General features: G+C 43.7%; 24 protein-coding genes. 20 read left to right on the top strand and 4 right to left on the bottom strand.

Translation table 11 applies throughout. The features are described 5' to 3' along the window. The first annotated feature begins 14 nt into the window (after positions 1–14). The 9 genes from ileS to thiO all read left to right on the top strand — a co-directional run bounded on the left by ileS (position 15) and on the right by thiO (position 9770). On the top strand, positions 15–2831 hold the full coding sequence (gene ileS, locus ACMXYW_RS15255; protein ID WP_415904614.1) for an isoleucine--tRNA ligase: 2817 nt from the start codon (positions 15–17) through the stop codon (positions 2829–2831). Beyond that, positions 2831–3361 (top strand): signal peptidase II, encoded by a 531-nt coding sequence (lspA, locus tag ACMXYW_RS15250; RefSeq protein ID WP_415904613.1) that lies wholly within the window; start codon positions 2831–2833, stop codon positions 3359–3361. Before ileS ends, lspA begins: the two co-directional genes overlap by 1 nt. Further along, on the top strand, positions 3358–3786 hold the full coding sequence (locus ACMXYW_RS15245; RefSeq protein WP_415899419.1) for an FKBP-type peptidyl-prolyl cis-trans isomerase: 429 nt from the start codon (positions 3358–3360) through the stop codon (positions 3784–3786). Before lspA ends, ACMXYW_RS15245 begins: the two co-directional genes overlap by 4 nt. A gap of 263 nt (positions 3787–4049) precedes the next feature. Next, positions 4050–4457 carry a type IV pilin protein gene (locus ACMXYW_RS15240; protein ID WP_415899418.1) on the top strand — a complete coding sequence of 136 codons (408 nt, stop codon included), beginning with the start codon at positions 4050–4052 and terminating at the stop codon, positions 4455–4457. Next, positions 4458–4994, top strand: coding sequence for a GspH/FimT family pseudopilin (locus ACMXYW_RS15235; RefSeq protein WP_415904612.1), 537 nt, complete (start codon positions 4458–4460; stop codon positions 4992–4994). Next, positions 4994–5656, top strand: a complete 663-nt coding sequence (locus ACMXYW_RS15230; RefSeq protein WP_415899416.1) for a PilW family protein — start codon at positions 4994–4996, stop codon at positions 5654–5656. The genes ACMXYW_RS15235 and ACMXYW_RS15230 overlap by 1 nt, the downstream gene beginning before the upstream one ends. Further along, on the top strand, positions 5646–6827 hold the full coding sequence (locus tag ACMXYW_RS15225; protein WP_415899415.1) for a PilX N-terminal domain-containing pilus assembly protein: 1182 nt from the start codon (positions 5646–5648) through the stop codon (positions 6825–6827). The genes ACMXYW_RS15230 and ACMXYW_RS15225 overlap by 11 nt, the downstream gene beginning before the upstream one ends. A gap of 45 nt (positions 6828–6872) precedes the next feature. Continuing rightward, the gene (locus tag ACMXYW_RS15220; protein WP_415904611.1) at positions 6873–8504 is read left to right on the top strand and encodes a type IV pilus modification PilV family protein; all 1632 of its coding nucleotides are present in this window, start codon (positions 6873–6875) and stop codon (positions 8502–8504) included. A 180-nt stretch (positions 8505–8684) separates the two neighbouring features. Then, positions 8685–9770, top strand: a complete 1086-nt coding sequence (gene thiO, locus ACMXYW_RS15215; protein WP_415904610.1) for a glycine oxidase ThiO — start codon at positions 8685–8687, stop codon at positions 9768–9770. Between the two features lie 56 nt (positions 9771–9826). On the opposite strand, the gene nadE is transcribed toward thiO, so the two are convergent. Next, a complete protein-coding gene (nadE, locus tag ACMXYW_RS15210; RefSeq protein ID WP_415899412.1) occupies positions 9827–10660 on the bottom strand; it encodes an ammonia-dependent NAD(+) synthetase in 834 nt (277 codons plus the stop codon). Positions 10661–10739: 79 nt separating this feature from the next. After that, entirely contained in the window at positions 10740–11678 is a 939-nt protein-coding gene (locus ACMXYW_RS15205) for an outer membrane protein assembly factor BamD (protein ID WP_415899411.1), read from the bottom strand. A gap of 149 nt (positions 11679–11827) precedes the next feature. Between ACMXYW_RS15205 and rluD the strand changes: the two genes are divergently transcribed. Genes rluD through ACMXYW_RS15190 form a run of 3 tightly spaced genes read left to right on the top strand, consistent with a single transcriptional unit; the run spans position 11828 to position 14163 of the window. Continuing rightward, complete coding sequence (rluD, locus tag ACMXYW_RS15200) at positions 11828–12799, top strand: 23S rRNA pseudouridine(1911/1915/1917) synthase RluD (protein WP_415904609.1); 972 nt, start codon at positions 11828–11830, stop codon at positions 12797–12799. 4 nt (positions 12800–12803) lie between these two features. After that, the gene (gene pgeF, locus ACMXYW_RS15195; protein WP_415904608.1) at positions 12804–13535 is read left to right on the top strand and encodes a peptidoglycan editing factor PgeF; all 732 of its coding nucleotides are present in this window, start codon (positions 12804–12806) and stop codon (positions 13533–13535) included. A 1-nt stretch (position 13536) separates the two neighbouring features. Next, positions 13537–14163, top strand: coding sequence for a M15 family metallopeptidase (locus ACMXYW_RS15190; RefSeq protein WP_415899408.1), 627 nt, complete (start codon positions 13537–13539; stop codon positions 14161–14163). A gap of 10 nt (positions 14164–14173) precedes the next feature. Here ACMXYW_RS15190 and ACMXYW_RS15185 read toward each other — a convergent pair whose 3' ends face one another. Continuing rightward, positions 14174–17110, bottom strand: coding sequence for an EAL and GGDEF domain-containing protein (locus tag ACMXYW_RS15185; protein ID WP_415904607.1), 2937 nt, complete (start codon positions 17108–17110; stop codon positions 14174–14176). Continuing rightward, the gene (locus ACMXYW_RS15180) at positions 17103–18209 is read right to left on the bottom strand and encodes an FIST signal transduction protein (RefSeq protein ID WP_415899406.1); all 1107 of its coding nucleotides are present in this window, start codon (positions 18207–18209) and stop codon (positions 17103–17105) included. Before ACMXYW_RS15180 ends, ACMXYW_RS15185 begins: the two co-directional genes overlap by 8 nt. A 438-nt stretch (positions 18210–18647) precedes the next feature. Here ACMXYW_RS15180 and ACMXYW_RS15175 point away from each other — a divergent pair, with 438 nt between their 5' ends. The 8 genes from ACMXYW_RS15175 to ACMXYW_RS15140 all read left to right on the top strand — a co-directional run bounded on the left by ACMXYW_RS15175 (position 18648) and on the right by ACMXYW_RS15140 (position 26906). Beyond that, the gene (locus ACMXYW_RS15175) at positions 18648–19619 is read left to right on the top strand and encodes a GTP-binding protein (protein WP_415904606.1); all 972 of its coding nucleotides are present in this window, start codon (positions 18648–18650) and stop codon (positions 19617–19619) included. Beyond that, on the top strand, positions 19616–19969 hold the full coding sequence (locus ACMXYW_RS15170; protein WP_415904605.1) for a hypothetical protein: 354 nt from the start codon (positions 19616–19618) through the stop codon (positions 19967–19969). The genes ACMXYW_RS15175 and ACMXYW_RS15170 overlap by 4 nt, the downstream gene beginning before the upstream one ends. Positions 19970–20195: 226 nt before the next feature. Beyond that, positions 20196–21152: a GTP-binding protein gene (locus ACMXYW_RS15165; protein ID WP_415904604.1), complete on the top strand. Its 957-nt coding sequence runs from the start codon at positions 20196–20198 to the stop codon at positions 21150–21152. Then, the gene (locus ACMXYW_RS15160; RefSeq protein WP_415904603.1) at positions 21136–21471 is read left to right on the top strand and encodes a hypothetical protein; all 336 of its coding nucleotides are present in this window, start codon (positions 21136–21138) and stop codon (positions 21469–21471) included. Before ACMXYW_RS15165 ends, ACMXYW_RS15160 begins: the two co-directional genes overlap by 17 nt. 164 nt (positions 21472–21635) lie before the next feature. Continuing rightward, positions 21636–24209, top strand: a complete 2574-nt coding sequence (gene clpB / locus ACMXYW_RS15155; RefSeq protein ID WP_415904602.1) for an ATP-dependent chaperone ClpB — start codon at positions 21636–21638, stop codon at positions 24207–24209. 287 nt (positions 24210–24496) lie between these two features. Next, positions 24497–25231: a hypothetical protein gene (locus ACMXYW_RS15150; RefSeq protein ID WP_415904601.1), complete on the top strand. Its 735-nt coding sequence runs from the start codon at positions 24497–24499 to the stop codon at positions 25229–25231. A 55-nt stretch (positions 25232–25286) separates the two neighbouring features. Continuing rightward, positions 25287–25958, top strand: coding sequence for a hypothetical protein (locus tag ACMXYW_RS15145; RefSeq protein ID WP_415904600.1), 672 nt, complete (start codon positions 25287–25289; stop codon positions 25956–25958). 168 nt (positions 25959–26126) lie between these two features. After that, positions 26127–26906, top strand: a complete 780-nt coding sequence (locus ACMXYW_RS15140) for a response regulator (protein WP_415904599.1) — start codon at positions 26127–26129, stop codon at positions 26904–26906. Positions 26907–26914: the final 8 nt, after the last annotated feature.

The raw sequence follows: 26914 nt of genomic DNA, 5'->3' as shown, positions 1-26914 counted from the left end.
CGGAACTTATAACCATGACCGATTACAAAGCAACATTGAACCTTCCGGAAACAGCCTTCCCAATGCGTGGCAATTTGGCTCAGCGTGAGCCGAAAATGCTACAGGGTTGGCAGAAGATGGATCTGTACCAGAAAATTCGTGAAGTCAGTGCTGGCCGCGATAAGTTCACTTTGCACGATGGCCCTCCATACGCAAACGGTGATATTCACATTGGTCACTCGGTTAATAAGATTCTGAAAGACATTATTATCAAATCCAAAACAATGAGCGGATTTGACGCTCCTTATGTGCCGGGTTGGGACTGCCATGGTCTGCCAATCGAACATAAGGTTGAGACTAAGCACGGCAAAGCGGGCGTGAAACTGTCTCACAAAGACTTCCGTAAAAAGTGCCGTGACTACGCTGCACGACAGGTTGAAGGCCAGAAGAAAGACTTTATCCGCTTAGGTGTTCTAGGTGATTGGGATAATCCATACCTAACAATGAATTTTGATACTGAAGCCAACATCATTCGTGCTTTGGGCAAAATCGTTGAAAATGGCCACCTAGTGAAAGGCTTTAAGCCAGTTTACTGGAGTGTTGTGGGTGGTTCTGCCCTAGCTGAAGCTGAAGTGGAATATCAGGACAAGACTTCTACAGCGATCGATGTACGTTTCACTCCGGTTGATCAGGACGGTTTCCTTGCGAAATTTGAGGGTCTTGAAGGTGAAGGCGAAGCATCGGTAGTTATCTGGACAACAACGCCTTGGACACTGCCATCTAACCAAGCGGTATCGCTAGGTGGCGAGCTAGACTACGTGCTTGTTCAGCTAGATCTAGGTTTAGGTGCAGAGCGTATTCTTCTAGCGGAAGGCTTAGTTGAAGATGCTATGAAGCGTTACGGTGTTGAAGAGTACAGCATCGTTGGTCGTTGTCAGGGCCAAGCACTAGAAAAATTTGAACTACAGCACCCGTTCTACGAGCGTACAGTTCCTGTGATCCTAGGCGATCACGTAACCCTTGATGCGGGTACAGGTGCCGTTCACACAGCACCAGACCATGGTGTGGAAGACTTTGAGGTTGGTCGTAAATACGGTATCGGCACAATGAACCTAGTGAACGCTTCGGGTGTTCTAGGTGAAGGTGCAGGCGTATTTGCTGGCGAACACGTTTATAAAGTGGACGATAAAGTCGTTGCACTGCTAACGGAGAACAACAAGCTTGTTTTGGAGCACAAGTTCCAGCACAGCTACCCACACTGCTGGCGTACCAAAACGCCATTGATCTACCGTGCAACACCTCAGTGGTTTGTAAGCATGGAAGAGAAGGGTCTGAAGAAAGATGCCCTAGAAGCGATCAAAGGTGTTGAGTGGTTCCCAGGCTGGGGTCAAAACCGAATTGAAGCGATGGTCGAGCAGAGCCCTGATTGGTGTGTGTCCCGTCAACGCACTTGGGGTGTGCCAATTGCACTGTTTATCCACAAAGAAACTCAGCAACTACACCCGAATACGCCAGAACTAATCGAACAGGTTGCTGTGCGTGTTGAAAAAGTGGGTATGGATGCATGGTTCGATCTGGATGCTGCTGAAGTATTGGGCGACGAAGCTGATCAGTACGAAAAAGTAACTGATACGTTGGATGTTTGGTTTGATTCGGGTGTGACGCACTATTCTGTCGTTGATCAGCGTGACAACTTGGAATACCCCGCTGATATGTACCTTGAAGGTTCGGATCAGCACCGTGGTTGGTTCCAGTCTTCTTTGAAAACTGCGATTGCTATCAAAGGCAAAGCGCCATACAAACAGGTGCTAACGCACGGCTTTACCGTTGATGGTCAAGGCCGCAAGATGTCTAAGTCAGTTGGTAACGTTGTATCGCCTCAGGAAGTAATGAACAAATACGGCGCAGATATCTTGCGTCTATGGGTTGCTTCTACTGATTACAGCGGTGAGATGACCTGTTCTGACGATATCTTGAAGCGCGCCGCGGATGCTTACCGCCGTATTCGTAACACAGCACGTTTCTTCTTGGCTAACCTAAGCGGTTTTGATCCTGCCCAGCACATGGTTAAACCAGAAGAAATGGTAGCGTTGGATGCTTGGGCAGTAGATCGTGCAGCGCGTTTGCAAGAAGAGCTAATCGAGCACTTCAACCAATATGAATTCCTACAAGTATTCCAGAAAGTATCTCACTTCTGTTCTCAGGATATGGGTGGTTTCTACCTAGATATCATCAAAGACCGTCAATACACGGCTGCGACTGATTCGCATGCGCGTCGTTCTGCTCAGACTGCGTTGTACCATATTGTTGAAGCATTGGTTCGCTGGATTGCGCCAATCTGTAGTTTTACTGCAGATGAAATCTGGGCAACTTTGGCTGGCGAACGTACTCAGTCTGTTCATTTGGATACTTGGTATCAGGGTCTAACGAAACTACCTGCAGATAGTGCATTTGATTCTGCCTACTGGGAAAAGGTAATGGCAGTGAAAACTGCGGTTAATAAGCAGTTAGAAACTGAGCGTAGCGATGGCAACATCGGCGGTAGCTTAGAAGCAGAAGTGACTTTGTATTGCGATGACACTCTGCAGGCACTACTAGGTAAACTAGAAGACGAGCTACGTTTCGTTTTGATCACTTCAAAAGCGGTTGTAGCGCCATTAGCGGATGCACAAGATGCTGCTGATACGGAGCTTGAAGGGCTTAAAGTTAGCGTGGCTAAAAGTGCTGCCGATAAGTGTCCACGTTGCTGGCACTTCCGTGAAGATGTAGGTCAGGACTCTGACGATCCTGAGCTGTGTGGTCGTTGTGTTGATAACGTTAAAGGTACCGGTGAAAGCCGTAGCTTTGCTTAATGACACAGAGCACTGAACAACAAACACAACCAGTGCGAAGCTGCCTTATCTGGGGTGTGCTCTCGCTGCTGGTGGTTGTACTGGATTTAGGTAGTAAATACTTAGCGGTAACTAATTTAAAGTATGCAGATCCTAATCCTGTACTGCCAATGTTCGACCTAACGCTGTTGTTCAACACTGGCGCTGCTTTTAGCTTCTTGTCAGACGCAGGTGGCTGGCAGCGTTGGTTCTTTGTAGCAATTGCTGTAGTCGTGAGCGTTGTACTGGTGATCTGGCTAAAGCGTACGCCTCGTATCTATTGGTGGTTAGGTCTAGCTCTGTCCCTCGTATTGGGCGGTGCTTTAGGTAATCTATATGATCGGGCGGTACAAGGGTATGTGATTGATTTCATCTCCCTGCATTATCAGAATTATTACTTCCCCGCTTTTAATATTGCGGATACCGCTATCACGATTGGAGCGATTATTCTGATTCTGGATATGTTATTTCTGGAAGGGAAGCGAAAATCATCTGAAGAGAGTTCACAATGAGTAAATTGATCGGTCCGGGTAAAACCGTTACGCTGCACTTCGCAATTAAACTGGAAGACGGTCAAATAATTGATTCCAATTTTGAGGCTGAACCCGCGACATTTACTGTGGGTGATGGTAATTTGTTGGAAGGTTTTGAAAAAGCATTGTTCGGCTTGGAAGAAGGGGCGAAACAAACTCTTAAAATTCTGCCTGAAAATGGCTTTGGGATGAGTAACCCAAGCAATGTGCAGAATATCCCTCGCAGTCAGTTTGAGGGCATGGAATTAGAACAAGGTTTGGTTATTTCATTCGCGGATGCTGGTAATGGCGAACTTCCCGGTGTGATAGCTGAGTTTGATGATAAGATGGTTTCGGTTGATTTTAATCATCCGCTGGCAGGGAAGAGGCTAGATTTTCAGGTAGAAATTCTTCAAGTTAGCTAAGATGATATTAAGAGCCCGAATTTTTTAATTCGGGTTTTTTGTATTTGTCCTATCTTAAGCTATTCTTACTTGAGACCCCCGAAAAATCTACCTATGGCGTATGTTCCCTTAAACGACTAATCTTAAATTAGGATTTGTTGTTGTCTTTCTAGTAAAAATTTAGTTACTCACTTTAAAATGAGATGTTGTGTTTTGGTCTCAATTATAGACTTTGCTATTAATCGTTAAACTGCATACTCGGTGCGTATTTAGGAATGAAAAAAATGAAAGGAAATCAAAACCTTCAATCAGGGTTTTCTTTAATTGAACTGATGATTGTAGTAGCTGTTGTCGCTATTCTTGCGTCTATCGCTTATCCGGCTTATCAGTCATTCGTGGAGAAGGCGAGGCGTGGTGATGCTATGGCGAGCCTTGCTGATATCAGATTAGAACAAGAAAAATGGAGAGCAAATAATGTGGCTTATGCAACGGCAGCATCATTAGCATACGGTTCTACTTCAAGGGAAGGTTACTATAATATTACTATCAGCAGTACAGGGGCTAGTTCTTATACCGTTACCGCAGCTCCGACAGGTGTTCAAACTAATGATGCATGTGGTTCGTTTCGCATCACGCAGAATGGACCTGTTTATGGGAGTGGGTTTGCTGATGCGGACTGTTGGGAAAGATAGATGAATAAGCTGCATAAATATAAAGGCTTTACTCTAATAGAGTTGATGGTAACGCTCGCTGTATTGGCAATACTAATTTCCCTTGCTGCACCTAGTTTAAATGATTTTCAAGAACGGGTTGAGCTGACCGGAGCTGCGGAAAAAGTTTACGGGCATATTCAATATGCGCGTAGCGAGTCTATCTCTAATGGTTCTGATATCTATATTGCTTTTAAAGGTACAGGTGCTGCAGGTTGGTGCATGGGTATAAGTGATACCGCTGCATGTGATTGCTCTTCTGCGGCCTCTCTTGCTTTGTGCACCATCAATTCTGCACCGGCTAGATATGTTACAGGCAGCGATTACCCAAGCGTTGAGTTATCAACGAATTTAACAAGTGATGATTCAGGTTTTCTGTCGCCGAGATCTACTTCTATGGAAAACGGGACAATTACTTTGAATTATCCCGGATATGGTGATGCGAAAGTGGTTTTGAGCACCATTGGTCGAGTACGTTTGTGCTCAGATACCTTGGACATTTATGCAGGATGCCCATAATGAAAACGTTTCAAGAGGTGCCTTCCAAGCAAGCAGGTGTCACATTAATCGAACTAATGATCGGTTTGGTTGTTGGACTTATAGTTGTATCTGGAGCGATTTACACATTTATCATCGCATTTAAAAGTAGTAGGGATGTGGTTTACAGTGCTCGTCTAAATCAGGAGCTCGCGGCAATAACAACGATTATAGCTGATGATATTAGACGAGCGGGGCATTGGGTTCAGAGTGGGGCATTATCCTCACCTTATGATGATATGGGTGAAGATTTTAACTTAGTCAGCGCATCTTGTGCTCTTTATAACTATGATGTCGATGGGGATGGTCTTATTGGTACAAATGAGCATAGTGGGGTGCGGTTTTCAGCATCGTCTATTTGGGTGAAAACGTCAGGAACTAGTATGACATCCTGCTCTACAGGAACATGGGAAAGGCTTTCTGATGAGAACTTTATGTCAGTAAATGCGATGTCTATAACCGATAGTTCTTTATGTATTGTTAATGAAGCCAGCGCAGCTTGCCCTTCTAATGTAGGTACTAATGCAGTTGGTTCCGTAAGGGAAATAGATATAACGATTACTGCATCCGTTATAAATGATACTGATTGGACTAAAACGGTTCAGGAATCAGTTAAAATTCGGAATGACTTCTATGCAGATTAAAATAAATAATCATATAGATAATAGAATAGGTCGCCAAAAAGGGGCAGCTACATTAGTTCTGGCTCTAGTCATGGTTGTTATTGTTCTAGGTGTGTCCTTTTTTACGTCTGAAACAGTCATCACTGAAAAGAAAATTGTTGCAAATGAATATCGTGCAAAGCAGGCATTTCATGCTGCCCAGGCTGGTATTGATTACGCAATAGCTTATTCTCGAGTAGGGGTCGATCAAGATAATAACTCTGTCTTAGATCTTAGTGTTTCGGGGGCAACCGTTAGCTGGGGTGACGGAGTTGGTTTTACGGTCTTGCTATCTGATGCCAGTAGTGACGCAGATATGTCTTTAATTCAGATTGATTCAGTTGGTCGCAGCGATGATGGGCTGATCAATCGTTCTATCAGTGTTCTTATCGGGGAATTACCTCTTCTCCCTAACCCTCCCGACCTCCCTATCGTCGCACGTGGATATGTGAATGTTTCAGGTAATATGAATGTTTTTAATGGTTTTACCAATTTAAACATTTGGGCGGGTGATGACATTACTTCTTGGGGGTCTGCGGATACTTATATCAGGGATCCAGATTGGACAGGGTTTTCCGGTGATACATGGGATGGTACGGTTGATGATCTTTCAAGGCATTTAACTGCGACAGGAAATGACATAGACGATATTGAATATATACAAAGCACGACAAAAAACACAACTGGGCCTGATGTGATTGATGGTGATACCAATATGGCCAATGTTACTGCAGATGAGTTTACTCAAAATTTCTTCGGGCGGACTTTAGATGAGCTGGTTGCCTCTGCCAGTTTGAGCATGACCGGTAATGAGTTGCGGGATGCCGATGCTTCTGACATTGAAGGGCAATTAATACATTTGAATGATGCTCGGCTTACTGGAGGAACGATTGGTAGTTCAGCTAATCCTGTAATCCTTGTTGTCGATGGTGATTTAAGGATGAGTGGAGGGCCAGATGTTTACGGACTTATTATTGCGAGAAATGTTGATAGAGTAAATGGCACTGTGGACATCTTTGGTGGCATTGTTTCTGAAGGTGAATTAGACATGGGTAATGGTACAGCTAACGTTTATTACGATCAGGAAGTGGTTGATAATCTAGATCAAATTAATACAAAGGAAGTTATACGTGGGAGCTGGAAGGATTGGTAAGGGTCATTGAGTAAGCTCTCGAGGGATTGAGGAAAGGTGGTTAATATGTATCAAAATCGTTATGAAAAAGGTTTTACACTAATTGAGGCTTTGCTTGCATTTGTTATTGTAGCAATAGGTCTTATTGGGGCAGCGCTTTTTCAAAGTGAGTTAGTCACTGAAAGTGGGAACTCTAAGGCTCGTGCTGTTGCAGTTAAATTAGCAGAGCAGAAACTTGAGCAAGAGAGAGTCGTAATTTTAGAAAATAGCTATGCTAGCTTGGCATTGGCATCTTATCCTGAATCCACGAATGTTACTGTGGGCAACACAGCTTATACAGTTTCTTATTCATTAGCCTCGACTGCGGCAGCATCATTTCAAACGCATTATATGTTAGGCGTTGATGTTACATGGACTGATTCACTTGGAAATGCGGAGTCTGTATCCCTGAATTCTCGTTTGGTTTGGAATGATCCAAAATCGTCATTTGACTCTAGCGATCAAGCAGGTACAGGTACTGATGAGAGTATAGGTAGTTTTGAAAGGCCTTCAGGTTCAGCCGTTGCTACGGCCAGAGAAACATCAGATGAAGTGCATGATGCGACTAAATCTGTAGGTGATTGGATTGAACTTGCTGATAATAAGTATGGTATCAAGATTACTGATGATGAATGTATCAATGGTGATGCCGGATGTGACCAAGTCGTTACTGTCATTGAATTAGTTGATTTATCAAGCCCAATTTTTTCTATTAAAGGCAATATATATGTGGATAGTAGTGTCTCGGTTTCTTATGAAGATTTAGAGGCATCGCCTAACGTATTAACCTCTGAAGGTGGTGGCTGCGCTGTATATGAATTAGGCAGTGATATCGGCTATACATGTCTATTCGGAGAGGGCTGGTACGGAACAATCGCATTATTGTTACCAGACGCTCAGGGCTCTAACAAACCTGGCGCTTGTATATCACCGCGAGAGTATAAATACTATGGTATTGATCCAGCGACTGTATCTGGAACCATTCAATCTTCAGATGTTATTGGTCAATCAGGCCTTGTTCGTTTTACTACGACTAATGGGCCAGGACCCTACCTAGCGGCGTCGAACGCAGCGCCAGGATTAGGTTATTACTATATGTATTCTGAAGTTGATACTAATGTAGAGGATACTCAATCATCTCTTTTAAACACTTCAGGAAATCTCTTAAACCAACATTTTTTGGTAATTAATACCAATGGTAATAAAGATTGTAGTGACTTTCTGACGGCATTGAATAATGTGCCAGCAGGTTATCCGAGCCTTAGTACAGATGATTATTCATACACAGATGGAGTAACCGTCACTATACCCGATGAAGAAAAAGTGCTGGGTTATGTTAATCTAGCCTATGAAATATCCGGACAGTTGGACGTGTCGTCGGTTGCTTCAGGAGCTGAGGGATTATTATCCACAATTGAGGTTGGGGTTGATCCATTGCCCGATTTTGCGCAGCAATGTGAGTTAGAAGTGTTGGCTGATCAAATTCTTGGCTATAGCTGTTTTGTTGATTACTCTTGGAACGGTACTGTGACTCCTTCGGTTGTATCTGGTGCTGTTGTTTCGTTTGACTTTGCACCATTGGAGTATGATTTCTCACTAAGTCCAGTGACAGCGGATGTGACATCAGGAAAGGATTTTGTTGTTACAGATACTCCTTAAGCTCTAAAACGGAATGCATTTATAGAGGAAGGGGATATACATGAATGTGTATCCCCTTAATTATCTCTAATTGGTGTATTGCTTTCTTTTGGCTTCCATACTTTCATAATTTTCCATCCCCTTTCTTGGTTTTGTAATATAGCTTTATCCGTAAGTAACTTAAGACAATTGAGAAATTAGATGTCTGACTTTTTAATAATCGGTGGTGGCGTGATCGGTATGATGTTGGCGCGAGAGCTTGCTCAAGCCAATGCTGATGTCACGTTGTTAGATCGCCAAATGTGTGCACAAGAATCTTCTTGGGCGGGTGGTGGTATTGTTTCGCCTTTATATCCTTGGCGTTACCCTGATGCGGTCACTGAACTGGCAACTTGGTCGCAAAGTAGTTATATCCATCTAGCGCAAGATCTTTTGGATGAAACCGGCTTTGATCCTGAACTTCGTCAAAAAGGGATGTTGATGGTGTCTGTAGAGGATCAGCAGGATGCTCTAGATTGGGCGCAAAAATATCACCGACCTTTACGTAAAGTGGATGCCGACTTTCTTTACCAGAAAGAGCCTAATCTTTGTTCTGGTTTGGAGGAGGGGTTATGGATGCCAGAGGTGTGCAGTATCCGTAACCCGCGTTTAGGTCGTTCCCTACGTGAAAGCCTAGTGCTAAACCCGCGAGTGACGCTGTTAGAAAGCCAAGAAGTAAAAGGTTTTGAGCTTGAAGGTGGCCAAGTTGTTGGCGTTGAAACATCAGAGCATAAGCTTCGTGCTAATAAAGTAATTATTGCTGCAGGTGCATGGAGTGCAGAGTTGCTATCAATGTTAGATAGGGAGCTACCAGTAGAGCCAGTCCACGGACAAATGATGTTGTTTAAAGCTAAGCCGGGTTTGGTAAATCGTGTCATTTTAAAGGGCGGACGCTATGTGATACCGCGTAATGATGGTCGAGTGCTGGTGGGCAGTACAATGGAGCGTATAGGTTTTACTAAACGCACAACCGAGGATGCTGCAAAATCCTTACATGCAACTGCGTTAGATATTATTCCTGCGTTGGCTGACTATGAGGTCGAACATCATTGGTCTGGCTTACGTCCTGGCTCGCCAGAAGGTATCCCTTTTATCGGAGAGGTTACTGGCTTGGACAATGTGTTTATCAACGCTGGCCAGTTTAGAAATGGTTTAGTACTTGCGCCAGCATCTACTAGACTACTTGCCGATATGTTGCTAGGTCGAGATACAATTATCTCTGCTGATCCATACAGAATGGATCGATAAAGAAAATAATAAAGCCTGTAAAACAGTAACATTGTTTGCAGGCTTTATAGCGATGCTTAGTCGTATATGGTTGGAATCGGCTGACGTTTATGTTGTGTGCGATTGTAGATCTCGATAATGCGTTGCTCTACTTCCACTTCAACGCTCTTGCCTTCTAAGAAATCATCAATTTGATCATAGCTTAGGCCTAGTGCTTGCTCATCAGCTTTTTGAGGTTCTAAGCACTCAAGATCCGCGGTAGGTGTTTTATCTACAAGTAGTGTGGGCGCACCTAAAGCGTGAGCCAGTTGGCGAACTTGGCGTTTGCTCAGTCCAAAAAGCGGTGCAAGGTCACAAGCACCGTCTCCCCACTTGGTATAGAAGCCTGTGATGTTTTCTGCTGAGTGATCAGTACCAATGACTAAGCCGCCTACAATACCTGCAACTTCGTACTGAGCGATCATTCGTGCTCGTGCTTTTACGTTGCCTTTAGCGAAATCTACGGCGCCCTCTGAGGCCTGATTGAGTTGTGCTTCAGCGAGTGATGCTGTGACTTCTGTATGTATGCCTTCGACGCCAGGTTTTACATTAACCGCTATAGACTGTGATGGTTGGATAAATTGAAGTGCTAGTTGCGCATCTTCTTCATCTTTCTGTACGCCGTAAGGCAGGCGCATAGCAATAAATTGATATCTGCTCTCGCCGCTTTCTTCGTTTAGTTCATTGACTGCTAATTGCGCGAGTCGGCCACAGGTGGATGAGTCCACGCCGCCACTAATGCCGAGTACAAGGTTATTGAGGCCAGAAGCTTTAAGTGTGTTTTTAATAAAGCTTACTCGACGTGCAATTTCTTTAGCAGGGTCGATTTCAGGTAGTACCTGCATCTCTTTGATAATCGCTGCTGCCTGCATATTTATCTCTCTTATTTCTCTTTATGGTTCCCTAAGAGGCAAAAAAGGCACCTTTAAGGTGCCTTTATATTGTTCTTAGTTATTTCTTCTGTTCATCGTCTTCATCATCAAATACACCAAACGTTATGGTGCTGAAGAGAGAACGATCAGGTTTCGGTGCATCAGTACTCTCGTTCATACGAACAGGAGTCGCAACAGGAGGCTCTTTAGTGTCGCTAAACAGGTCAAATGTTGCTGCATCAAATAAGGTTTTCTCGCCTTTAAAAATAGGCGTGTATTGGTAGTTAGGGAAGTTCTTCGCCAATACGGCTTGTGTGTCTGCGGCAAGGTCTTGCTGGCCTAAGTGAGTATAGGCTTCAATCATGACCGCTAATGCATCAGGTACAGCAGGTGTTTCCTGCATATTTTCAATGACGTAACGTCCACGGTTAGCAGCAGCAACAAAAGCTTCGCGTTGGATGTAGTAGCGGCCTACATGGACTTCATAAGCAGCAAGACGGTTTTTAAGGTAAACCATACGCTTTTGTGCATCAGGAGAATATTGACTATCTGGATAGCGGCTAACCAGTGTTGAGAAGCTCTCGAAAGAATCTAGGGCTGCACCTGGATCACGTTTAGTCTCATCAACAGGTAAGTATTGAGTAATCCAGTTAATATCTTGTTCAAACGCAGTCAAACCTTTTAGGTAATATGCGTAATCAATGTTGTCGTGATTCGGGTGCAAGCGGATGAAACGATCAGCTGCTGCTCGTGCGGCTTCAGGTTCATAGTTTTTAAAATAAGCGTAAACCAATTCTAATTGCGCTTGCTCAGAGAAGCGGCCAAATGGGTAACGAGCTTCTAGAAGTTGGAATTTTTCTATAGCTACATCATAGCTCTCGTCATCCAATGCGGTGATAGCTTCTTGATACAACTGCTGTTCAGGAACATCTGGATATTCTTGAATGTCTTCGAACCATGAACAAGCTGCTGTCATTAGGCAGAATAAAGCAACAATAAGACTCTTGGTAATACGCATCTTTATATTAATCCCGGTGTAGTCTCTTGCCCGAACGGTTATACTGGACAGAAAGAGGCTATATGCAATTCAACGGCCTATTTAACCATAACTGATAGGGCCTGTTAACAGACCCAGACATATCAATTAGAAAGTTCTGACAGGTTCGAATGTCTGATCAAATACATTTAGAAGCACGTATCGAAGATGATCTTGTCGGTAAACGACTGGATCAGGCCGTAGCGCAGCTATTTCCCGATTATTCCCGCTCACGTCTACAGGGCTGGATCAAAGATGGTTCTCTTAAAGTTGATGGCGAAGTAAAGCGCCCTCGAGATAAATTATTTGGGGGAGAAACCATCGTTATCGATACTCAGTTGGAGATGATCGAAGATCATCAGCCGCAGGATATACCACTGGATATTGTTTACGAAGATGATCATATCTTAGTCATTAATAAACCGGCCGGATTAGTTGTGCATCCTGCTGTAGGCCACCGTGACGGTACCTTACTAAATGCACTGCTGTTCCACTGCCCTGATATCGCCCAAGTGCCTCGTGCGGGTATTGTTCATCGTCTAGATATGGATACTACTGGCTTGATGGTGGTTGCGAAGACCATTGCAGCTCAAACGGAGCTGGTCGATCAGTTGCAAGAGCGTTCGATGGGGCGTGAGTATGAAGCTGTAGTTCACGGTGTAATGACTGGTGGTGGTACGGTTGATGAGCCTATGGGGCGTCACGCTAAAAACCGCCAAAAGATGGCCGTTGTTGGGGTAGGCAAAGAAGCGACTACGCATTATCGTGTTTTAAAGAAAATGCGTGCCCATACTCATATCCGTTTGAAGCTTGAAACTGGCCGTACCCATCAAATTCGTGTGCACATGTCGCATATCAATTACCCGCTTGTAGGTGATCAGCTTTATGGTGGTCGTTTCCGTCTACCTAAAGGTTGTAGTGATGAGATGATTGAAGGCCTGCGTGATTTTAAACGCCAAGCCCTTCATGCCAAAAAGCTTGAACTTTGGCATCCAGAAACAGGTGAGCTTGTTTCTTGGGAAGTGGATCTGCCCGATGATTTTCAGCATCTGTTATCGCTACTTCAGGCTGACTTAGATGCTCATGCAGATGAAATGGTGTAATTAAATGCAATTGATTCTCCCAGATTGGAATGCTCCCCGAGGGGTAAAAGCCTTTACCACTACACGCTTCGATGGTGTGAGTGGTGGTGCCTATAAAGGTTTAAATCTGGGAGATCACGTAAAAGATGATCCCGAGCACGTCAAACAAAATCGGCAGATTTTGATTGATGAGCTGGGCTTACAGCGTAATCCTCAGTGGCTCTCGCAAGTTCATGGGATTGATATCATCGAAGCTAAAGTTGATGGTGTTTGCCTGGAAGCGGATGGTTGCTGGAGCCAAGAGAAAGGCCAGGCATGTATTGTGATGACGGCTGATTGCCTTCCGGTACTGTTTGCTGATGGTGATGGAAAGCGTGTTGCTGCAGTGCATGCCGGTTGGCGAGGGCTGTTGGATGGTATTTTGGAGCAAGCTGTCGGGGGCTTCCAAAAGCCAGAAAATTTGCATGTTTGGTTAGGCCCGGCCATAGGCCCAGATGCATTTGAAGTAGGACAAGAAGTGCGAGATCAATTTGTCGCGGTCCAGGCGCAGGCTAATCAAGCTTTTACTCCTGTCGAAGGTTCGTCAGGGAAGTTTCTAGCAGATATCTATCAGTTAGCCCGTCAAAGGCTAAACTCCGTTGGTGTAAATTTTGTCTCTGGCGGAGAATATTGCACCTATACTGATGCAGAACGGTTTTATTCCTATCGTCGAGATGGTGTTACGGGCCGTATGGCAAGTCTTATCTGGATTGAATAACGTGGATTTAATTACGACTAAGCCCGAACTCTTTGTTGATCTCTTAGATGTCGACTCCAGCATTGTTATCGATCTTAAATATTTTACCGGTGATAACTTTGTGGGTGAGTCAGTTTGCGGTTATCTGAGAGAGACGTGCCTTTTAACCAAGCCTGCTGCGTTGGCTTTACAAAGGGTTCAACACTCACTCGCTGAATTTGGTCTAGGGCTAAAAGTGTTTGATGCCTACCGACCTCAGCGCTCAGTTGATCAGTTTATTGCATGGTGCGACCAAGACGGTGCTAACCCTACGCAGGAGCGATTTTTTCCCACATTGCAGCGTCCAGAGCTTTTCAGTAAAGGGTACCTTATCCGGCATTCCAGCCACACGCGAGGCAGTACGGTTGATCTGACATTGATCGATTTGGATTCCAAGGAAGAACTCGATATGGGGACGGAATTTGATTTCTTTGGCCCAGAATCGTGGTTTGATTCAAACTCGGTATCTGCGCAGGTGCGTGCGAATAGAATGTTACTGCAACGAGTAATGGTCCAGCATGGTTTTGTACCTTTTCATCAAGAGTGGTGGCACTTTACCTTGCAGGATGAACCATTCCCAAATCAGTATTTTGATTTCGAAATAAGCTGATTCGGCTTGTTTATTTCCAGTGCTGGCTCAAATTAAACGTGGCTAGCCAATCGGGGATCAGATCTGCTGGCATCGGTTTGGCGATGCCGTAGCCTTGCGCATGGTTGCAGCCGAGTGCCATTAAACAGCGGCCATGCTCGGCGCTCTCTACGCCTTCGGCTATGACCCCACGATTAAAGGCTTTACCTAGCCCAATTATGCCTTCAACAATTGTTTTGTCTTCATCATCGTCCAGCATATCCATAACAAAACTACGATCAATTTTTACTGTATCTGCAGGAATTTTGCGAAGATAAGTTAGAGAAGAATAGCCTGTACCAAAGTCGTCTAACGCGAATTTTATTCCCAACTGGTGGCATTTATCGATAATGTCGCGGGCTGCACTGACATCATTAAACGCAGTAGTTTCTAATACTTCTAATTCGATCGTTTCTGGCGGAACCTCAGGGTATTTCTCTAGTAGGTCGGCTAATTGCTCTGGAAACGCTGGGTTTTGTAAATGCTCGGCTGAAATGTTGATGCTAGTGGACAGCTCAAGCCCTGCACCCCTCCAAACACGTAGTTGTCGTATCGCTTCATTCATCACCCAAGAACCTAGCTTGGTAGCAAGATCTGGGTTGGTTATATGTGGTAGAAAACTATCAGGAGGTAAAAGGTTAAGCGTTGGATGCTGCCAGCGAATCAACGCTTCCATTCCATAAACTTCACCTGTTTGCATGTTGATCTTTGGTTGGTAAAACAGCACAAATTCCCTATTTATAAGTGCTTCGTGAATTTCATCTTGAGCTTTGTGTTGGTCTTGGGTTTGCCGATCTACAGCAGGGTCAAAAAAGTGATAGCGGTTACGACCTGTTTGTTTCGCAGTGTACATGGCCTGATCTGCATGACGGATCATGGTATCCGCGTCGGAATCATCATCTGGATAAAGTGTCGCGCCTATGCTGGCTGATATCGAGAGATGGCGCTGCTTTATTTGGAAAGGCATTGCCAGAGTTCGGTTTAAATTCGCTAAAATCCCTTGGCAGTGTGTGACATTTTTTAGTTGCGTTAAAATTACAACAAATTCATCACCACCGAGTCGCGCAATAACCTGCTCGGGGCCTAATGTCTTCTGCATACGTTTAGCTGCTTCGACTAGAAGCATATCACCAACATCATGCCCATAAGTGTCATTAATAGGTTTGAATTCGTCTAAATCGATATAAGCAACCGCCATCATCTGTTTGTGCTGCTTGCAGTGTTGAAGTGCTGTTTGTAAGCGGTCAGAGAGTAAAACGCGGTTGGGTAGTTGAGTTAGGGCGTCAAAATGCGCCATTTTTTCTAATTGATGCTGATGCTCTTTCAGCTGTGTAATATCGGAGAAGATGCTTACATAATGAGTGGTATCCCCGTTAGGGCTTTTTACCGCAGCAATATTAAGTAGTTCAGCGTAAATTTCTCCAGATTTATTGCGATTCCACACTTCGCCGCGCCAGTGCCCATTTTGTCTGAGGCTCTGCCACATGGCAGCGAAAAACTCTTCACTGTGATGGCCTGATTTTAATATGCTGGGGGAGAGACCGATAACTTCTGCCGCGTTGTAGCCTGTTAACTGATAAAAGGCGTTATTTACATCTAGAATGATCCCTTGTTCATTGGTGATCATCACACCTTCGCTGGCATGCTCGAATACACTTGCAGCTAATCTAAGCTGTTGTTCGGTGCGTTTACGTTCAGATATATCGGAAATGAGCGTGACAAAATGATTGATATGCCCCTCTGTGCTCTCTTGTGCACTCATGGCTATCTCTGTATGAACAACAGGTCCAGAGTAGCTAAGTAAACGAATCTCATGACGGATATGGTCTGCACCATCATTTAATAAGCTTTCGCACATCAGGTTAAAATTGGTCTGATCATCTGGATGGATCAATTCTGATAGTGGCGTAATCTGTAGATGTTCCGGTTCGTAACCAAGCATTTCGCAGAGATAAGCGTTGGTTTGGATCCAATCACCATCGGTGGTAATTAAGGCCATACCAATCAAGCCGAGTTCAAAATAGCTACGAAAAATTGCTTCGCTGGTGCTTAACGCTTTTTGAGCTTCATGTAGCTGAGTAATTTCGTGACTAACACCCAACACGCCTACCAGCTCCCCAGAAGTTGATTTCATAGGGGTTTTAGTCGTTTCTAGCAAAGCGCGGTGACCATCGTTGGCAAAAGTTACCCACTCTTGGAAGGTATTTGTTCTATCAATTTCTAGTGTGGTTTGATCATGTTTACGGAAAGAGTCGGCGAGTTCTTTATCGACAAAGTCGTAGTCTGTTTTACCAACTATCTCATGCTCCAGAGCACCAACGAACTCTTCAAAACGGGTGTTGCATGCTAAATAGGTTCCGTTTGGATCTTTAAGCCAAACCAATTCGGGAATAGTGTCCACTAAGGAATCAAGGAATGATCGTTCCTTATGTAGCTGTTTATAGGCAAGGGCACCACCTAAAGCCACAAAAAGCTTTTCGATGATGGGCCTTAACTGACGTAGCTCTTTTTGCGAGAAGTAACTATTGTCTCGTAACAAGCGTACATAACCTAGCGCCCCTAAACGGAATATAGCGGCGCTTCCCTCTGCGCAGTGCTTCTCAGCGAGCTGTTCTGGGGATGCTGTTGCTAAATCGTAGCAACAAAAGTCCTCATCATCTTGAAGTGAAATGGCGGGGTGGTTAAAGGGAAGCTTAGTTTCTTTAGATCTACTATAAGGGAAGGCGAAATAAAGATTATATTCTTGTGCTGATTGAGTAAATTTTTCCGGTAACAGCCATATGCCAAGAAACGTTATTTCACTTTGACGCATAAGGGATGCAGTGAATTCTTGGCATACCTGATCAGGGTCTAGGCTATTTCCTACAGCCAATGATAATTCGTACATCCGCTGTATATCAGACCTTAAGTCTGTTGGAGCTTTACTCATAGAAACTGCATATGCCGAAGGTTTTGTTATAGAAGTTTACCGGACGCTCGCCGTTACTTGCTATTTCACCCAAGGCTAATATACCGGAGACATCCGTGCCTGGGTTTATTTGGTTTACTTGCTCATAAACTGTGCGCAGTTCTGCTGGAAATTGACTATCGAGTGCTACTGTTCTTGATAAACAATCACAGACTAAAACCCCAGATGTGTTGTTTGACATGGTTTCTTCAACCGCTTCTCGCGCGGCTTCAATGAGGTTTTCTGGAGTGCCTTCTACAAGGTACATAAGTGCCCCCTGGGGAATGTCTGATAAAAACATTACGTCATTACTGCCGCAAAGAGCTATTGGGTCTCGAACCACATCTTCTGCACCAGGGTGTTCAACAGCAAATGGGTATCGAGGTGTAACATCTTTGTAAAAACGTTCAGCCGGAGTCCCTTGCAGTTTAGAGGGAAGGGAATTCCGGTAAGCTGTCTCCGCATCTTCCCAATCTAGTTCGTGGAGGACGTTACCTGTGGTTCTGCTAGCAACAAATGGTCCTGAATGTCTAACCCAACCGTGTTTTGCAATGCTGCGACTAGGTTGGTCGATAATAGCAACTAATGCTGCGTCTATTTTTGTGCCCCAAGGCCCAAAAATACAGGCATCGGCTTTTAGTTCATGATTTCCTGCACCGGCACCAAAGTAGCTACAGCGTTTGCTATAGCGGTTATAAAGTTGGTTAAGCAGGTTGTCGATTTGTGGGGATAAGCAATCAACCAGGGTTAGGCAAGTAGCGCCCTCTTCAGGAATGTCATTGTAACTGGGTAGGTTAGAAATTTTTTCTTCTTCCGAAGGCATCGGTAAAACAATGGGAGTGCCTAGACAGCTGACTTTAATAGCTAACGCGCCCTCGTAGAGCATGCGCTTGCCGTGGATTAAACCGGGGAATACTGCGCCAAAGAATTTGCACTGTATAAGGTTAAGTTGTTCGACTAAGTTATCGAGATCATCTTGATGCTTATCAGCAAGAAAAATTAACCAATGCTCTTGATCCTTGAGCGTTTCGCCTCCGATTGCAGAAACAAGTTCTGAAATATCATTAAACCGGATGTACATCTCACACCTTACTTTTTTGTATTTATTATTCAGGTAGTAAAGAACCCATTAATATACTGAGAAGGTTGTTATTGCAATTACCTGTTTTGAGTAGGGGTATGACCTGTTTATAGCCTAATGCTTCCTCTACATCTAACAATGGAGTTCAAATTTTCTAATTTCAGATGAACTAGCAACGGAATTGGTATGGTGACCTTTTATGTGAGATGTAAGTCTGGTTTGTGCAATAGTGCGGATAAAGTAAGTGATTAGAGGGGAAGTTATCCTGCTGGAATGGTTGAAACTTTCGTGGTTTCGGCTAAGAATTAGTTAATTACCAATCTATCCAATCAAACCCTGTAACGGCGGTTTTTGTGGCTAGTGCGATGCTGCTGAAATGGCAATCTTTGTACAAGGGTTTATTGCTCAAATAGCTTTATAGAGCACTGAGGGATTTAGATGTCTGATTATAAAGTTTTATTTACCGGTTCTGTCTGTTCAGGGAAAACGACAGCAATCCGCTCGTTGAGTGATATTGAAACTGTAGATACGGATGCGAATGTCAGTGATTCAGCCATTCGTAGAAAGCAAAAAACCACCATAGCTATGGATTATGGGATACTGGAATTAAACAGTACGTCTAAACTGCATCTTTATGGCACGCCTGGACAAGAGCGTTTCAAGTTTATGTGGCAGCTTATGATGAGTGATTTGGTGCATGATGCCGAAGCGCTGATCCTCATGGTGGACAATACCCGTAACGACCCTTTCAAAGATATCCGTTTTTATGTCGAAGAGTTTCGCGATTTTATTATCCGTCGTCGCTTGATCATTGCGGTTACTCACTCAGATATCGAACCTGATCCTGATCATGATTATTACATGAGTGAGTTAAAAGCAATGGGGCTCTTTACTACCGTTGTATTTATTGATGCTCGAGACCCCTCATCAGTCTTAAATATTGTTAAAGAACTGGTGGGCAGTCTAGAAAAAGGCATAGATTGGGAAGGCATGAGCAAACGTCTTGAGGTTAACAGTACAATGCCTGATTCTGATGATGATCTTGTTGAAGGAAAGAAACCAGAATCTCAAGCCATTGATAATGTATCTCTTATGGATGCAGCAATGAATACGCGGGGGATTACAGGAGCCATGCATCTGGGAGCTGATCGTAAAGTGCTCAGCGCTAGTGTTAGAAATCAAAGTAATAAAGAACTACTTCGTTCCATGGTTAATCTTGTAGCTGCTTTGGAAAATAAAGCAGCTTTTATGGGACGTATAGACGATCTAGTATTATGTGGGCCTAATCAAGAAACTTTATCAGTATTCGTTGAAAAGGAGCAGGCATTGGGATTGTGTTCTGATCGAGGTCTAAGCCTGAATGTGGTTAAACAGCAAGCGTCTGATCTATTGCAGTGGAGCCATCAATGATTGAGCTACTGACTCAGGTTGATAAGCCTGGGGTTATCGAGTGTAGTATGGTGCTAAGCGGCAAAGAGATTCTCGCTTCCAGCTTCCCAGCTGAATATAAAAACCATGCGACTATAGGAAAACAGGCTTTTATTTATGTGTTTTCTAATGTAGCAAAAATGCGATCCAAACATAATGAATCTCATCTTGAGATAGGTGATCGCCGCATTAGTGGCTATCAATTAAAGCCAGGATTGATTTTGGTTTGTCTGTCGGCGAAAGACTCTAATATTGCGCTGGTGCGAAAGCATATTCGAGAAGTGCATACTGCTTTTCTTCGGGAACAAGTAGCAAAGAAACTGGAGTCCTAAAGCCTTTCTTTCTTGTATCAGCATAGAATGTTCATGATTGAGTCTGATTAATAAATAGCCTAATGTCGACTTTATAATAATTGTCATTTTGCGCTGCACAATAGATGCTTGAGTTGCAATCTGCTCAGACTGAGCTGGTTGTATAAGTAGAGGAAATTTTTAGCTGAGGCTCAAGTAGCGAGTTGTAAACTACAGTTACCTTCTTATCTAGACAAGGAAAGCGTGCATGCAAAACTACAAGATCCTTTTCACAGGATCAGTTTGTTCAGGTAAATCTACAGCTATTCGATCGTTAAGTGATATTGAAACGCTTGATACCGATGCACGTGCCAGTGATGTTACAGTTCGTCGTAAGAAAAATACCACTATTGCAATGGATTACGGTGTACTAGATCTGCATGATCAAGCACGTGTTCATCTTTATGGTACGCCTGGTCAAGAACGTTTTCGTTTTATATGGGAAATGCTTGCGTGTGAATTTGCTCAAGATGCCATAGGGATAGTGTTGTTGGTGGATAACACCCGTAAAGACCCTTTCCGCGATATCCGGTTTTACGCAAAAGAGTTTCGTGAGTATATTAAAAAACGTCGTTTGATTATTGCGGTTACTCATTCTGATGTAGAACCTAATCCTTCGATCCAAGCTTATCAAGCCTGTGTAAGGGAAATGGGGTTAATGGCAACGGTTATGTTTATTGATGCTCGAGACCCTCGCTCTGTTTTAGGAGTTGTTGAAGAGTTGATTTCTGCTGTAGAGCTTCATGTTCAATGGGATGAATTATGTGAGCGCTTATTGGATGGCAATGGCTTCTCGTTAGATTTCTATAAACCTATTTATGAAGAAACCATGTTAGATGCTGCGATGAATAAACGTGGTGTATTAGGGGTTATGCACCTTGATGAGAATCAAGAGATTCTTTGTTCCAATATAGATAGTAAACCTAGAAAAGTATTGCTGAAAAGCGTCAACAAGCTTTCAAAAGCACTGGCGGAAAAAGCTGAATTTATGGGCGAAGTCAGTAACGTTGTAATCGCTGGCCCTAAAGTCCAAACCCTCTCTATGTTTACAGATCAGGAACAGGCGCTTTGTCTATGTTCTGATAACGAAATATCTCTACCGGTTCTGCGTCAGCAAGCGAGTGATCTGCTGCAATGGAGTAAAGAAAATGACTATCTGGTGTGAAATGCAGGAGCAGGAGTTAATCTTGCAAGGCTGTTTGTTGTCTTCAGGGGTCGTAAAAGTATCTACTTTCCCAGCTGACTATAAGAAGCATTTAGCGGTTGCTAAGCAGGCATTACTCTACATATTTAAGAGCACAGCGCAAAATGATGATGGCTATGATGAAGCGCATATGGAGGTGGGGGATTATCACTACAGTGGCTATCAGCTAGATGCAGATACGATATTGATTTGCTTTTGTGACTCTGATGCCCGACAGCATTATTTAAGAGAATATATAGACGAAAATAAGCAGCGATTTTTAGATATTCTCCCCTCATGATGATTGTCTATTTTACATAAGTTCTGTCTAATTTTTGACCGACTACCCCTTGAAGCCCTTCTAACTTGTCCCCATACCTCTGTTATACCGATAACTTAGTATCCAAAAAACCGCACATTGTTGTGTGTCAGATACAGGTTCTTTAAAAGCTATGTGGAGGTTGTATGCGTCCTGATAAATTTACATCCAAACTTCAAGAAGCGTTGGCTGATGCTCAATCATTAGCGGTTGGGTTAGATAATAACTACATAGAACCTATTCATCTTTTAAGTGCATTGATTGATCAGCAAGGAACAGTACCGTTGCTAGAACAAGCGGGTACTAATGTCCATGCACTTAAAAAACAAGTTGATCAAACTGTTAGGCAATTACCTAAAGTTCAAAACCCTGATGGTGAATTGCGTTTCTCGCAGGATGTGGCGCGGGTTTTCAACAAAGCAGACAAACTTGCCCAGCAGAAAGGCGATCAATATATCGCAAGTGAATTGATTCTATTGGTTTTAGCAGAAGATAAATCCAGCGCGGGCAAATGTTTAAAGGATGCGGGTGTTATCCCGCAGAAACTAGATCAGGTCATTAATCAAATTCGAGGAGGGGAGTCAGTGCAGGACCCCAATGCAGAAGATAATCGTCAGGCTTTGGATAAGTACTGTATTGATCTTACTGAGCGCGCCGAAGCAGGCAAACTAGATCCTGTGATCGGACGTGATGACGAAATTCGCCGCACCATTCAAGTCTTACAGCGTCGTACCAAAAATAACCCAGTGCTTATTGGTGAGCCTGGTGTAGGTAAAACGGCCATCGTTGAAGGCTTAGCTCAACGAATCGTAAATGGCGAAGTGCCGGAAGGGTTAAAGCGTAAGCAAGTTTTATCGCTTGATATGGGTGCGTTAATTGCGGGCGCTAAGTTCCGTGGAGAGTTTGAAGAGCGTCTAAAAGCGGTCTTGAACGAACTATCCAAACAGGAAGGGCAGATTATTCTCTTCATCGATGAGCTGCATACCATGGTAGGAGCAGGTAAAGGTGAAGGGGCCATGGATGCGGGGAATATGCTGAAGCCTGCATTAGCCCGTGGTGAACTGCATTGTGTTGGTGCCACGACACTGGATGAGTATCGTCAGTATGTCGAGAAGGATGCAGCCCTTGAACGCCGTTTCCAGAAAGTAATCGTTGATGAGCCTGATGAGGAATCTACGATTGCGATTCTCCGTGGTCTAAAAGAACGTTATGAAGTGCATCATGGCGTTGATATTACGGACTCTGCGATCATTGCCGCTGCAAAGCTTTCTCAGCGTTACATCACCGATCGTCAGCTGCCAGATAAAGCCATCGATCTGATTGATGAAGCTGCATCCCGCATCCGTATGGAGATGGACTCTAAACCGGAAAATATGGATCGTCTTGAACGCCGCCTTATCCAGCTAAAAATGGAACGTGAAGCACTTAAAAAAGAGAAAGACAGTGCAGCTCAACAGCGTTTGAAGGAGCTTGAAAGTACTATTTCTAATGTCGAGAAAGAGTTCGCTGACCTAGATGAAGTTTGGAAGGCGGAGAAACTCGCGCTGCAAGGCTCACAAAAGATTAAAGAAGCGTTAGATCAGGCGCGCATAGAACTGGAAAAACACACTCGTTCTGGTGATTTGCAGAAAATGTCAGAGCTTCAGTACGGTAAAATTCCTGAGCTTGAAAAGCAGTTAGTTGCGGCTTCAGAGGCGGAAGAACAAGGTCAGCAAGAAGCAAAACTTTTGCGTAACAAAGTTTCTGAAGAAGAGGTAGCAGAGGTTGTCGCGCGCTGGACAGGTATCCCTGTCAGTAAAATGCTGGAAGGTGAGCGTGAAAAACTTCTGAGAATGGAGCAAGCCTTGCATGATCGAGTCGTTGGTCAAGAAGAGTCGGTTATCGCAGTCTCTAATGCGGTACGTCGTTCTCGGGCAGGTTTAGCTGATCCAAACCGTCCTAATGGATCTTTCCTTTTCTTAGGCCCAACAGGTGTGGGTAAAACGGAACTATGTAAAGCGTTAGCTAGCTTCCTGTTTGATACGGAAGAAGCGATGGTGCGTATTGATATGTCCGAATTTATGGAGAAGCATTCAGTCGCACGTTTGATTGGTGCGCCTCCAGGCTATGTGGGCTACGAAGAGGGGGGATACCTTACCGAAGCTGTGCGACGTAAACCTTACTCTGTACTGTTGCTAGATGAGGTAGAGAAAGCCCATCCTGATGTATTCAATATCTTGCTTCAGGTATTAGAAGATGGCCGCTTAACTGATGGCCAAGGCAGGACTGTTGATTTCCGCAACACCATTGTAGTGATGACATCGAACTTGGGCTCTGATCTGATTCAGAACTTTAGCGATGATGACGATTACCAGCTGATGCAGAGTGCTGTTATGGAAGCGGTTGGTACGCACTTCCGTCCAGAAGTAATTAACCGAATTGATGAAGTAGTAGTTTTCCACAGTCTTAAAAAAGATCAGGTGGCCGGTATTGCCAAGATCCAACTGCAGCGCCTGCAGAAGCGTCTCGCCGAACGTGATCTAAACCTGACACTAACCTCAACAGCGATGGATAAGCTGGTGGATGTTGGTTTTGAACCTATCTATGGTGCTAGACCGTTGAAACGAGCGATTCAACAGTGGATTGAGAATCCATTAGCGCAGGAGATACTCACCGGTCGTTATGCACCGGGTACTGAAATTGCGGTGGATGTTGAACAAGGCAGTTTTGTTTTTCGTTGATCCGCAGATTTAGTTGTATTTTAGAAGAGCCAGCTTTTTAGCTGGCTTTTTTATGGGAGTCCCTTGTCTGCTTAAAAATTAGGCGGTGTAAGTTAATGGGTATAATACATAGTCTTTTCGCGGCTAAAGGTTTATTGGGAGAGGTCGATACCTTTGGTTGAATTGGCAAGCAAATATCTGGTTAATTTAAAGAAAAACAAATGATTTAAACAACTGTTTGGCTGTTATTTGTTCACTAGTGTATCCTCGAACAATAACTGAATTAGTCAGATTGTATAGGGGGATCTGTGAAGTATCAGTTGGTTGTTTGTATTGTTTTAAGTTTGAGTGTTTTTTCCGTAACTAATGCCAAGGCCGCAGTGACAAGAGATGTATTAGATTCAAGTATCCAGTACAGAGTTATACCGTTAAGTGTAAACCTTTCGAAACAACCCCAAGCTGGTTTCTACAGTGGGTATGCTCATCCTCTATTAAAAAACCTTGCAGAGAGAAGTATCTACCGTATTAAAAACGGTGAAGAACTGAGAGGCTTTTATAAATATGAAGGCAGGATTAATTCCTCGGATCGTAGAAAAACAATTCTAGGTTTTAAAAAAGAAGAGGGTGCCCAATGGGGCTATCTCACCACAAGTGTAGCTCCTCAAAGTTCAGCTAATGCCTTTGTGGTACAGAGTGATAGACGAGACTCAATTTATGCCCTTGTGCTTAAGGGAGTAAGGATCTGTCTGGTCAGTAAGGCTTCAGGTTTACCTGTTTGGGAAAAAGGAAAGTGGGTGTTTGCTGGCAAACCTGGGTATTTCGAGTGTACTGGTTCAGCCCGAAGCAGTATTTTTAAAGGTAGTTCTGAGTTTCCTCGATTACTAGGCCCTTATTATTCAGAGGGAGATACTGTTTTAACCTTTAGAAAGCCGAATGAGCTCAAGAAAGTCATTGTATCCCTGAAAAGGCAATTTCCTATGCTGACGGTCCCTGCTTTACCTAACTATGAAGAAGCTCAGCATTTTGTATATCGCACATATTGATCATGAAGGGTAACACTTCTAAAGTGTAGTTTGATCATTGACTGGGAAAATTACAGTGAGAATATTAACGATTTTACTTTTAGTTGGGATTTTGTCTGCTTGTGCGGGGAAAACAGTACAACAGGCTCCGACAGTTCAACCAGAGCCTCAGCCGATTAGCGTTCCTTATTCTATTAATTATTCCTCTTCTCCTGTAGCTGATTATTTGCAGCCTCTAATTTATAACCTTTCGTTCGAGCCTTATTATGATTTGGTTAATCCTAGAAGGATAACGAATAGTTATGTTTTTGACGGGCAAGTCGATGATACGGATCCCAGTAAACTTGTCTTTGCTTATAGATCAAAGTTTGATGATAGTTGGGCTTACGTTACCAGTGGAATAGGTAGGTCGCCGGTGGCCAACATAATTTCTTTTAGCCATCCTAACTTTGGAAATGGTTATGCTTTGGTTCTGCAGCAGGTTAAGGTATGTCTGGTTACGCAGGCTTCAGCACCTCCTTTATGGAGAGGAGGGAAATGGATATTTCCAGTTCAGCCAGGGTACTTTGAATGTACTGGTCTTACGAATAGGTCGATCTTTAAGATTGGATATGGTTTGCCGGGAGCTTTGGGCCCTTACTTTGGAGATAAGGATACTATTCTGGTCTTCAAAAATTTGGGGCAGCTACAGCAAATCTTAGTTTCTTTGAAAGCTCAGTTTCCGATGTTGAGGATCCCAAATGTATAGTTATCGAGAGTCGTTCTAGTCGTTGAGGGATACGCATTATTGCTGAATAAGTCTTTCATTTTCTCTTTCTAATCGGCTATTCTGAAAGAGTTAACCTTGAAAGCAGTAGTGGATTATTGGTCTGCTCAGCAGCCTATATCCTCTTGTATTAAAAGGACTAGAGGTAGAATGAGTCAAATCAAAGTGCTGATTGTTGATGATGCGCGTTTCATCCGTGATCATGTATCACGTATAGTGAAAGAGCATTTTCCTGATTATCAAATCGATGCTGCGGAAGACGGTGATGATGGCCGTTCGAAAATGGAAGCAACCAATTACGATCTAATCTTGTGTGATTGGGAGATGCCGGGCATGTCTGGTTTAGACCTTCTAAATTGGGCTAGGAAACAGCCTCATTACAGCGATATCCCTTTTATCATGGTAACCAGCCGCGGCGAACGTGATTACGTTCTTAAAGCGATCCAGGCGGGTGTTAATGATTATATGGGGAAACCTTTCGAAGACTTGCAGCTTGTTGAAAAAGTTAAGAAGTATATAGGTAAACGTATCGAGTCTAGTGCTGCATCACGCCGTAAAGCGGCAGAAATGTTGGCTACTGGTAAAAGTGCTGCAGCGCCAAAAGCAGCGAAGAAACCAAAAGGCTTGGCTCAGTTACGAATCTCTTCAGGCGTACTTCGTTGTGCTATCAAAGATATCACTCTTCAGCATGTTAAGATCATGGTGAAGCGTGAAGAGGGAATTCCTAACCTGCTTGAGCAAGTGGTAGTTGATATCGAGCAAGTTAAAGGTGGCAAGGTTGCGCAGATGAATGGTTATGTCAGCTCTCTTGCGGCTAACGAAAAGAATATCGAAACGACTTTTATCGGTGTCGATGTTCAATTTATGGATAATGACCCTGAAAAACTGGAAGTGCTAACGAGCTATATATCTAGTCTCGGGAAAAAATAACCTATTGT

The organism is Neptuniibacter sp. QD48_55, assembly GCF_047778115.1.
Taxonomy (GTDB): domain Bacteria; phylum Pseudomonadota; class Gammaproteobacteria; order Pseudomonadales; family Balneatricaceae; genus Neptuniibacter.
Note: the sequence above shows the minus strand (reverse complement) of the source record. Positions and strands in the feature narration are given on the sequence as shown.

Coding starts and splice junctions, on each gene's coding strand:
- ileS (WP_415904614.1), top strand. CDS start 15: ATGACCGATTACAAAGCAACATTGAACCTTCCGGAAACAGCCTTCCCA.
- lspA (WP_415904613.1), top strand. CDS start 2,831: ATGACACAGAGCACTGAACAACAAACACAACCAGTGCGAAGCTGCCTT.
- ACMXYW_RS15245 (WP_415899419.1), top strand. CDS start 3,358: ATGAGTAAATTGATCGGTCCGGGTAAAACCGTTACGCTGCACTTCGCA.
- ACMXYW_RS15240 (WP_415899418.1), top strand. CDS start 4,050: ATGAAAGGAAATCAAAACCTTCAATCAGGGTTTTCTTTAATTGAACTG.
- ACMXYW_RS15235 (WP_415904612.1), top strand. CDS start 4,458: ATGAATAAGCTGCATAAATATAAAGGCTTTACTCTAATAGAGTTGATG.
- ACMXYW_RS15230 (WP_415899416.1), top strand. CDS start 4,994: ATGAAAACGTTTCAAGAGGTGCCTTCCAAGCAAGCAGGTGTCACATTA.
- ACMXYW_RS15225 (WP_415899415.1), top strand. CDS start 5,646: ATGCAGATTAAAATAAATAATCATATAGATAATAGAATAGGTCGCCAA.
- ACMXYW_RS15220 (WP_415904611.1), top strand. CDS start 6,873: ATGTATCAAAATCGTTATGAAAAAGGTTTTACACTAATTGAGGCTTTG.
- thiO (WP_415904610.1), top strand. CDS start 8,685: ATGTCTGACTTTTTAATAATCGGTGGTGGCGTGATCGGTATGATGTTG.
- nadE (WP_415899412.1), bottom strand. CDS start 10,660: ATGCAGGCAGCAGCGATTATCAAAGAGATGCAGGTACTACCTGAAATC.
- ACMXYW_RS15205 (WP_415899411.1), bottom strand. CDS start 11,678: ATGCGTATTACCAAGAGTCTTATTGTTGCTTTATTCTGCCTAATGACA.
- rluD (WP_415904609.1), top strand. CDS start 11,828: ATGTCTGATCAAATACATTTAGAAGCACGTATCGAAGATGATCTTGTC.
- pgeF (WP_415904608.1), top strand. CDS start 12,804: ATGCAATTGATTCTCCCAGATTGGAATGCTCCCCGAGGGGTAAAAGCC.
- ACMXYW_RS15185 (WP_415904607.1), bottom strand. CDS start 17,110: ATGAGTAAAGCTCCAACAGACTTAAGGTCTGATATACAGCGGATGTAC.
- ACMXYW_RS15180 (WP_415899406.1), bottom strand. CDS start 18,209: ATGTACATCCGGTTTAATGATATTTCAGAACTTGTTTCTGCAATCGGA.
- ACMXYW_RS15175 (WP_415904606.1), top strand. CDS start 18,648: ATGTCTGATTATAAAGTTTTATTTACCGGTTCTGTCTGTTCAGGGAAA.
- ACMXYW_RS15170 (WP_415904605.1), top strand. CDS start 19,616: ATGATTGAGCTACTGACTCAGGTTGATAAGCCTGGGGTTATCGAGTGT.
- ACMXYW_RS15165 (WP_415904604.1), top strand. CDS start 20,196: ATGCAAAACTACAAGATCCTTTTCACAGGATCAGTTTGTTCAGGTAAA.
- ACMXYW_RS15160 (WP_415904603.1), top strand. CDS start 21,136: ATGACTATCTGGTGTGAAATGCAGGAGCAGGAGTTAATCTTGCAAGGC.
- clpB (WP_415904602.1), top strand. CDS start 21,636: ATGCGTCCTGATAAATTTACATCCAAACTTCAAGAAGCGTTGGCTGAT.
- ACMXYW_RS15140 (WP_415904599.1), top strand. CDS start 26,127: ATGAGTCAAATCAAAGTGCTGATTGTTGATGATGCGCGTTTCATCCGT.